The sequence below is a fragment of the Microcoleus sp. F10-B2 genome (assembly GCF_036704965.1).
In the GTDB taxonomy this organism is placed as follows: Bacteria; Cyanobacteriota; Cyanobacteriia; order Cyanobacteriales; family Microcoleaceae; genus Microcoleus.
Window position 1 is genome coordinate 26,279 of record NZ_JAUBTB010000075.1, and the last position, 9,113, is coordinate 35,391.

A 9,113-nucleotide genomic window follows, 5' to 3' on the forward strand; every position below is an offset into this window, starting at 1 on the left:
GCGGTTGCTTAAATCCTCCCTTTATCTCTTAGTCCGCGCAGGCGGACTTTGTGTGTGTAGAAGCGGTTGCAACCGCCGAGATATCTTACGGTGTCGGATTCGGATACTTAGCGTGCACCGCATCGATTTCCGCTACGATATCCTTATCCAAATTCACCTCCAAACTACCGATATTTTCCTCCAACTGTTCGAGACTTGTTGCACCGATAATTGTGCTAGTTACAAACCAGCGCGATCGCACATACGCCAAAGCCATCTGCGCCGCACTTATCCCATGTTTCCCCGCAATCTCAACATAGGCTTTCACCGCATCATTCACATTAGTTTTATCGTAACGCTGACCAAATCCCGCAAATAAAGCCAACCTAGAATTTTCGGGAATTCCATTCAAGTATTTACCCGTTAACAGCCCAAACCCCAAAGGACTGTAAGCCATCAATCCCACATTCTTAAAGCGGCAAGTTTCTGCTAAATTTAGGTGAAATGTCCGATTGCTCAAACTGAAAGCATTCTGAATCGAAACAACTTTCGGCAAACCGTGTTTTTCAGCCAAAGTGCAGAACTCGCAAACTCCCCAAGGCGTCTCGTTACTCAAACCCAAGTAGCGGATTTTCCCAGCTTTAATTAAATCAGCAAATACCTCTAACTGTTCCAAAATCGGGACTGTTTCGTGCTCTTGGGCGATGTCGTAATCCGGCGCGCCAAATAGCGGCACGTAGCGATCGGGCCAGTGGATCTGATAGAGGTCAATGTAGTCAGTTTGCAAGCGCTTCAGGCTGTCATTCAGGGCTTTTTCGACATTTGGGCGATCGATCTGATTTTTCCCTTCCCGAATCCACTTTAAGCGAGTGCTTCTGCCCGCTACTTTAGTCGCTATAATGACTTTATCCCGCTGCTGTTTCGCCAACCATTCCCCGATATATTCCTCTGTTTTTCCCTGAGTTTCCGCCTTTCCAGGGACGGGATACATTTCTGCCGTATCGATAAAGTTGATGCCTCTATCGATCGCAAAATCGAGCTGTTGGGCCGCTTCTGCAACGGTGTTTGGCTGACCGTAAGTCATCGTACCCAAACAGATTTCAGATACAGATAAGTCGCTGTCGCCGAGTTTTTTGTATTCCATGAGTTTGATTGCTGGAAAATTATCTGATTCTATATTACAGAAAAACCTTGATTTAATTGACAGCTCCAGAAAAGTGCGATCGGCTTTCTCCTCTCTTCCTCTTTTCCTCTGCGCTCTCTGCGCCCTCTGCGGTAAAAAAAATAAAAAATATCTGCACTTAAATGTTAATATAAATAATTCGTATTCCTCTGATGTATGAGTAACAGCCCGCTAAAAGTTCCGTTTGTAAATCTGTTCCTGCAACACCAGCCAATCCAATCCCAAATAGCAGAAACAATTGGAAAAATTATCGAGCAAGGAGATTTTATTTTAGGCCATGCACTCGCAGAATTTGAAACAGCATTTGCCGCAGCTTCAGGAGTAAAATACGGCGTAGGAGTGGCTTGCGGAACTGATGCGATAGCTCTGGGACTGCAAGCTTGCGGCATTAATCCGGGCGACGAAATTATCATACCCGCTAACACTTTTATCGCCACCGCGATCGCCGTCCTCGAAGCCAAAGCTATACCTATTCTTGTAGATTGCGACCCGGAAACCGCCCTGATTGACCTTACAGCAGCCGAAACAGCAGTTACCTCGAAAACTAAAGCAATTATTCCCGTACACCTCTACGGTCAAATGGTATCGCCCCGGCAGCTTTTAGATTTTGCGAACCGCCACGATTTAATCGTATTTGAAGATGCCGCCCAAGCGCACTTAGCCGAAAGAGAAGGATACCGCGCGGGTTCCATTGGTAAAGCAGCAGCGTTCAGTTTTTATCCCAGCAAAAACCTCGGTGCTTTTGGCGACGGCGGGATGTTAATTACTAACGATGCAGAGCTCGCAGAAAAAATGCGAACTCTCCGCAATTACGGAGCACCCACCAAATATTTACACACAGAAATTGGCACCAACAGCCGCCTCGACAATTTGCAAGCCGCCGTACTCAATATTAAATTGCCTTACTTAGAAAAATGGAATCGCGATCGCACCGACGCCGCCCAACACTACAATACTCTACTAGCACCATTGAAACACAAAGGCATTGTACCGATCGCCAACCACAGCAGCAGCGGTCACATTTATCACCTCTATGTTATCAAAATTACTGAGGAAAGCTCGTTAGCGAAGCCCTCGAAGAGGATCGACCGCAACACCCTTCAGGAAAAACTCGCCCAACACGGCATTCAAACAGGCATACACTATCCCGTACCTTGTCACCTGCAACCCGCCTACCAAAACTTAGGCAATCGGGGCGACTTCCCCCACGCAGAAACCCTGTGCCGACAAATTTTATCATTGCCAATGTATCCCGGATTGAGCAATACTCAGATCGAGCAAGTTGTTCGGGCGATCGTACTATCATTGAATTGCTAATTGTTCGTAAAACTTATGCTGCAGGTGGTTCAAGCAGTAGGGTGCGGTTCTCCAAGCGTTTTTGTGGGAATTAACAAATCTTTAACTGACAGTTTAAAACCCCAAAGCGTTGCGAATCCAGCGCAGCAATCTTAAAACTTCTCACACCATGCACATCCAGCGCAAAATTCGCATTGTTGTCAAGCGATACCTTTTGGGGGAAGGTATCACGGTACTCCTAGTCCTGCTGTACGCCCCCCTGCTAGTACACTGGTACGACGGTTGGTTCAACAAAAACATCAGCATCGAACACGAATATTTCAGCCACGGACTAATTGGTTTGCCTTACGCTGCTTATATTGCTTGGATGAACCGAAAGTCCTGGCGCAGCTTGCCCAACTCACCGCATCCTTTGGGAGGATTTTTGCTGGTACTAGCCACGCTTTTTTATCTGAGTCGCTTGAGCGATTTAGTAAATTTATCCCTCCCCGTAATGCTGGCCAGCATTTGCTTATCTTTAAAAGGAATTGCCGGCCTGAAATTGCACGCGATGCCGCTTTTATTCGTATTTCTGGCCTCGCCAAACCACATTCCTTACCTCATAGAACCCTACGCATTGCCGTTGCAGCACTTCATTGCTGAAACATCAGGCTTGATATTAATTAAGGTTGGTCTCAACGTGAGAGTGGAACAAATTTATCTGTACGTAAACGATCGCATTGTAGAAGTTGCTCCCCACTGTGCAGGCTTGAAAATGCTGTTTACCAGTCTTTACGTCAGCTTAATTCTGCTGGATTGGACAGGAGTTTGGCACGACCAAAAAAGAAGCCTTTTGTTTTTAGCAAGTACATCCATTATTAGCATCACTTCCAACATTTTCCGCAACACTTTGCTAACTTACTTTCACGGAACTGAGAGAGAGACGCTTTTTACTTGGCTGCACGCCGGATGGGGCGGAGACTTGTATTCTGCTTGTATACTAGGCTTATTGGTACTTATCCTCAACGGGATGGAAAAGTATTTCCCAAGCCAGTCTGTAAATTAGTGAAACAAATGATTTCAGCACGCAAACTACTGCGACGGTACCAATTATCTAAAATTTTGGTACTGGTGTTTTTGCTGGTACTGGTTGGGACAGTAGCAATTCCGGGCTACGCGACAGGAAGGTGGCCTTGGACAAACCCGCCAACCGTTGCCAACCTCAAGCAATTGAAAAGTTTGCGCCAAAACGGGATGACACTTCCCGGCTGGGAGGTGATCCGCGTCCAGAATAACGTCCAAATTGGCGGTCACAGATGGTTAGTTGAAGAAATTAAAAACGATCGAACAATTGCCCTTTTATTGCTGTTGCCTCAAAATGACCCCAAAAACCAGCCGCAGGTAGAATGGCTCGATATCGATGGATTTCACCGGTGGCAAACAGATTCTCATCGCATTTTGAGGTTTACAGTTAAATTAGCGCCAATACCCGACAAGCCGCCGCCTAATGTCGAGGCCCGGTTTTTCCGAAGCTGGACTCCCCAACAAACTTTTGCTGTCATGCAGTGGTACGCTTGGCCTAACGGGGGTTCTCCAACAACCAGCCGCTGGTTTTGGGAAGACAGCATTGCTAGACTGTCGAACCGCCGCGCCTCTTGGGTTGCTGTCAGTATCATCCTTCCCATTCAACCGCAGGGCGGCATTAAGATAGCTCAACCCTTGCTCGAATCTCTCGGCGAAATTGTCCAGGCTAAATTAATAGCAGAAACTTTCTGAGTATAGTATAGTTTTGACTGCAATTTTATGCGGGTATATTTGAATATTATAGGGAAGTTATCATACCCAATGCGACGATTAAAACCCCTATCCTGGGCGATTAAAAGCCGTCTTATACTATTTTCTATAGTCCTGGAAGCATCAATACCAAAGAAACCGGGTTGTGACCATTTTTCAATGTCTGGATGCAGTATTTTCGCAAAAAAAACCCGGTTTATGACCGCCCGTGCCTCCAGGGCTACTAACAAAGCCCGCCCGCGCCTGCCAGAAAAATCAAGGGGGAAAATTCAACCGAGCCAGTTAATACCTGTTGAAAAAAAATCTGCAATTACAGGCAATATCCAAACCATTCTTTCATGAGTCATTCTCTATTGTAACAACTCAAGGATCAAATGCTATAATTTGGTATATAGAATAGAGATTTTCAGTTGAGACTTGCGGACATCGAACTTCAAAATCAGCGAATTATTCAAAATGATACTCTTTTTAATCATCTCAAAATGCCGGAAAAATTCACAATTAAAAATCGCGTCGCTTTTTCCTTGGCAGGCCTGTATTCAACGGCTTGGACTATATCTTTTGCTGTTGTATTCTGGGGCTTTAACGGCAAAGTTTTTCCGGAAACGGCTTTAGCCCAATCTGTTGTTCCTAGTTCCGAACAGTTCGTGCCGCCACCGCCACTGCGCCTACCGCCACCGCCGCCTGCCAACTTCAACCGGGAAATTAACCCCGCTTTTCGGAATCGGCCCTACCGCCTGGGCCCGGCAGACCAAATTTCTGTTCAAGTTCAGCGCTTCCCAGAGCTAGGTTTTACGGGTGCAATCAGCCCTGAAGGAGTAATTGTACTGCCGCTAATCGGAACAGTAAATGTGCGCGGTCTTACCGTGGAACAAGCCCAGCAGCGCCTCCGGGAGCGCTTTGGCCAATTTATCAAAAATCCTCAAGTCTCGGCTGCTTTGCTGGTTCAGCGCCCCGTAGTGGTGACGGTGACGGGGGAAGTCGCCAGACCGGGTTTTTATCCGCTGCAAACCCCCCAACTTCCGGCGGCTCTGGCTGCTGCTGCTGGGACTACTCCTACGGCGGAACTGCGCGCAGTGCGGGTACGGCGGACTTTGCCTGAGGGTGGTGTCGCGGAGCAAATTGTTGATATTTTGACACCGCTGCAAACCGGTATTGCTCCGCCGGATTTGCGTTTGGAAGATGGAGATGCGATCGTCGTACCGTATAAACAGGTTACGCCCGATCGCAAATCGGATCAAGATTTAGCATCCAGGTACAGCCTCGCTGCTGCCGCTGTCCCCGTCCAAATCACTGTCACCGGAGAAGTCAGCAAACCCGGTTTTTACACCCTTCCGGCGGGTTCTGGTCGAATTTCGGCTGCTTTGGTAATTGCAGGTGGAGTCACGGGAAAAGCCGATTTGCGGGCGGTGCGAGTGCGGCGGACGCTGATGGACGGCTCGTCGGTGGAGGAACCCATCGACCTCTACACTCCCCTAGCAAACGCTAACGATTTGTTCGATTTTCCTTTAGCCTCGGGAGATGTGATTGTCATCCCGGAATTGGACGCTAGTACCAAAAACCTAGACTACGACAAAGCTCTTGTTTCGCGGTCTACTCTGATTAAACCCAGGATCTACGTTCGAGTTTTGAGTTACGCTAGTGGTGGTTTGACCTCGTTCTACGTAGAAAATGGCAGCAGGTTTTTGGATGCTCTCAACAACTTGCCTGTTAATCTAGCTGACTTGCGGAAAATAGCCCTGATTCGGTTCGACCAAAAGCAAGGTAGAGCAATCAACCGTTCGATAGATGCTAAAGCTGCGTTGGAGGGCAATGTTTCTCAGAACCCGATGCTCGAAGATAATGATGTGATTGTGATTGGTAGGAATTTGGTAGAGCGTATTGGTTATGTAATCAATACTTTTACTCGACCATTCCGGGATACTTTGGGATTTATTCTGTTCTTTGAACAGTTGAGAAATGGGGTAACAGATTTGTTCGGCCCGTCACGTAATGATAGGTAGTCATACCATTTTCAAATTTCACTTTTCGATTTTCGATGGGGAATGACTTATGCGATATGCGTTTACCACTTACCTACAGTTGCAGCTTCTTGGGAAATGGGTATCATTTGTCAGCAATCATTAGTTATCGTTAACAATTAGCAATCTAAAATCTAAAATCTAAAATCTAAAATCTAAAATCGTCATGACTTTATCAGTTGTCAAACGTTATTTAATTGCTTTCGACCAATACAAGTGGGTGGGACTGGCTACTCTCGCGGTGACTGTGGGCGTGTCGGGAGTAGTGGCCCTGCAGCCAAAGGCGGCGCCTGTTTACGTTGCAATAGGTACGCTGGCTTACGACAGACCGAACGTGATTTTTTCATCGACTACTACTAAAATTCAACAGGAAGGACAAGAAATAACTAAAGATATGCTGCTTGATACAAGGGTGGTTGAACCAGCAGCAGAAAAACTCATCAAACCCGAAGAAAAATTAAACAAAGAAGAAGCAGAAAAAAAAGTACAAGCTTTGGCTAAAAAGCTGGCAAAAGATGTGCAACTAAAGATGCCCAGTAAGAATAATGACCCCAGCGCTTTGATTCAAATATTGTACAAAAATGCCGATCGTAAACAAGCAGAAGCGGTAGTAAAGACGCTGATGAACGAAATGGTGGTTCGCAGCAAAACTATTAATACTTCTAGACTGCGAGTAACTATCGCCCAAATTAACCAGCGTTTGCCGAAAGTGACTCAGGAACTTAGAGAGACGGAAGCAAAACTTGAAGCCTACGAAAAACGAGAAGGAGTCTCGATTTTAGCAGCTCAGAGCGGTGCCCTGCCGCAAGCGATTACCAGCAGCCAACAGCAGCAACGGCAACTGCGAGTGCAGTTGGGAGGAATTGAAGCTCAAATTAACAGTTTGCAGGAACGCTTGGGATTGAATGTGGAGCAAGCTTACGTCGCTCAAGCACTCTCTGCCGATCCAATTATTGCGCAACTGCGAGTGCAATTGTTTTCGATCGAATCTCAGCTCAAAATTCTCCGCACCGACTTGCAGGAGGAACACCCAAAAATTGTAGAATTGGTCAAACAAAAACAAGTTTTTGAGCAGCAGTTGCAGCAGCGACAGTCTGAGGTACTCGGCGGTAACGGGGTGGCGGCTCCGCTCAGAAGTGCCGATCGAATTCGGGTAGACTCTTCTTTAGACCCGGCCAGGCAGCAGTTAGCTCAAAGTTTGATTGCTTTGCAAACGCAGCGGGATGCGGTGCAGCAGCAACTCCAAGGAATCGAGAAAACTGAACAGCTATTGCGTCGGGAACACGCCACAATCCCCAACAAGCAGTTAGAACAAGCGCGGTTAGCCCAGCAAGTGGCGTTCAAAAAAGCTCTCTACGACAAGATGCAGTCGGCTTTAGTAGATGCTGAGGCTGCGGTAGCTGAGACAACGGGGAGTTTGAGAATCGCCCAATGGCCGCAAACTGATGACGTTGAGTCAAACAAGAGAGGTTTGCCGGTGATGCTGGCGGTGGGGGGATTTGTGGGATTGCTGCTGGGCGGCGGGTTGATATTTTTGTTGGGGATGCTCAACGGCAAGTTTTACAGTTGGGAAGAAGTGCGGGCGGCTTTGGTGGAAAAAGAGGTGCCGATACTGGCAGTTTTGCCTGAAGTGACGGTGTTTGATGCCTACGCCGATGAAATGCCTCTGGCCCTGGAGGCAAATTCTCCCTATTTGGAATTTTACGAGCGGTTGCGCACTAATTTGCGCCGGATCGGGGACAAACCGGTCAATGTGGTGCTGCTGACTTCGGCGGCCGGTTTGGAGGGGAAAAGTTTTAGCGCTTACAATTTGGCAATTGCGTCGGCTCGATCGGGTAAGCGGACTTTGTTAATTGAAGCAGATTTGCGATCGGCTTCTAACGTTGAATCTTTGAAAATCGCTGCCGACCCTCTGGCGGCGGTAGAACCTTTGCACTATTACGGCAATATTAGCGAGTGCGTCTTTTTGGTTCCCGAGGTAGAAAACCTATATGTGGTACCGAGTCCGGGCTTTTTGCGGCAGGCCTCTGCGGTACTCGAATCGAGCGAAATGCGGAGATTGTTCGACGATGTTCGCAACCGCTTTGATTTTGTGGTTGTCGATTCTCCGGCCTTGAGCGAGTGCAACGACGCCCTGACCCTGGAACCGTACACGGACGGTATGATTTTGGTGGCGCGGCCTGGTTACACTCTGTCTAGTATGTTGTCTGAGGCTGCAGATCAGTTGCTGGAATCGGACGACGAGGAGTCGCCTAAATCCGGGCCGCGGCTGTTGGGAGCGATTATTAACGGTGCTGATATTGCGGTGAAGTTCCGCAACGATATGGATGAATTCGAGTTGCCTTTAAGTGCGATCGGCGATCGGGCGATCGAAGTGCGATCGAGGCAGTTACCGCAGCACTCAAAGCCCAAAAACAAAGTTATTAATAGTAAATTTAGCTAATTTACGTGGCTTGATTCTGGTAAAGCAATCCTCAAGGAAATGTGAATATTTGAATATATTGTAGGATGCGCCATCAGCAGCTTAAGCCGAAACCACCGCTAACAGTCAGTCGATTTTAGATTTTAGATTTTAGATTTTAGATTGAAGAATCTACTCCACATATGAATCTGGGAGGTTGAACTTCGGTCTAAAATTTTGCGCCCGGAGCAACTCCGGTCTTCAAGCAAGTATCGGTTTTTGCCCTAGTTCAACAGTCAACAGTCAGTCGATTTTAGATTTTAGATTTTAGATTTTAGATTTTAGATTTTAGATTTTAGATTGGGAGCATCTCATATTTGTAAAACCCACATTCCGCAGATATTCAAGCAGATTTCATTTCAAAGAAATTCAGAATTGCCAAAACCTCAAATGATTGCAT

Annotated in this window: 6 protein-coding genes; 5 read left to right on the plus strand and 1 reads right to left on the minus strand. The window is 47.0% G+C overall.

All coding sequences use genetic code 11. The annotated features are described in order from the left end of the window. Positions 1-85: 85 nt before the first annotated feature. Entirely contained in the window at positions 86-1,123 is a 1,038-nt protein-coding gene (locus QUA99_RS24330) for an NADP(H)-dependent aldo-keto reductase (RefSeq protein WP_333241547.1), read from the minus strand. 195 nt (positions 1,124-1,318) lie between these two features. On the opposite strand from QUA99_RS24330, the gene QUA99_RS24335 reads away from it, so the two are divergent. The 5 genes from QUA99_RS24335 (at position 1,319) to QUA99_RS24355 (ending at position 8,695) form a co-directional block, all read left to right on the plus strand. Next, positions 1,319-2,479: a DegT/DnrJ/EryC1/StrS family aminotransferase gene (locus QUA99_RS24335; protein WP_333241549.1), complete on the plus strand. Its 1,161-nt coding sequence runs from the start codon at positions 1,319-1,321 to the stop codon at positions 2,477-2,479. A gap of 148 nt (positions 2,480-2,627) precedes the next feature. Further along, positions 2,628-3,503: a cyanoexosortase B gene (crtB, locus tag QUA99_RS24340; RefSeq protein ID WP_333241551.1), complete on the plus strand. Its 876-nt coding sequence runs from the start codon at positions 2,628-2,630 to the stop codon at positions 3,501-3,503. An 8-nt stretch (positions 3,504-3,511) separates the two neighbouring features. Beyond that, the gene (locus QUA99_RS24345; RefSeq protein WP_333241553.1) at positions 3,512-4,213 is read left to right on the plus strand and encodes a cyanoexosortase B system-associated protein; all 702 of its coding nucleotides are present in this window, start codon (positions 3,512-3,514) and stop codon (positions 4,211-4,213) included. Positions 4,214-4,641: 428 nt separating this feature from the next. Beyond that, positions 4,642-6,234, plus strand: coding sequence for a polysaccharide biosynthesis/export family protein (locus QUA99_RS24350; protein WP_333241555.1), 1,593 nt, complete (start codon positions 4,642-4,644; stop codon positions 6,232-6,234). A 184-nt stretch (positions 6,235-6,418) separates the two neighbouring features. Continuing rightward, complete coding sequence (locus tag QUA99_RS24355; protein ID WP_333241557.1) at positions 6,419-8,695, plus strand: AAA family ATPase; 2,277 nt, start codon at positions 6,419-6,421, stop codon at positions 8,693-8,695. Positions 8,696-9,113 lie beyond the last annotated feature (418 nt).

Bases quoted from the DNA above. Each gene is read 5' to 3' on its own strand.
- QUA99_RS24330 (WP_333241547.1), bottom strand. From the start codon at position 1,123: ATGGAATACAAAAAACTCGGCGACAGCGACTTATCTGTATCTGAAATC.
- QUA99_RS24335 (WP_333241549.1), top strand. From the start codon at position 1,319: ATGAGTAACAGCCCGCTAAAAGTTCCGTTTGTAAATCTGTTCCTGCAA.
- crtB (WP_333241551.1), top strand. From the start codon at position 2,628: ATGCACATCCAGCGCAAAATTCGCATTGTTGTCAAGCGATACCTTTTG.
- QUA99_RS24345 (WP_333241553.1), top strand. From the start codon at position 3,512: ATGATTTCAGCACGCAAACTACTGCGACGGTACCAATTATCTAAAATT.
- QUA99_RS24355 (WP_333241557.1), top strand. From the start codon at position 6,419: ATGACTTTATCAGTTGTCAAACGTTATTTAATTGCTTTCGACCAATAC.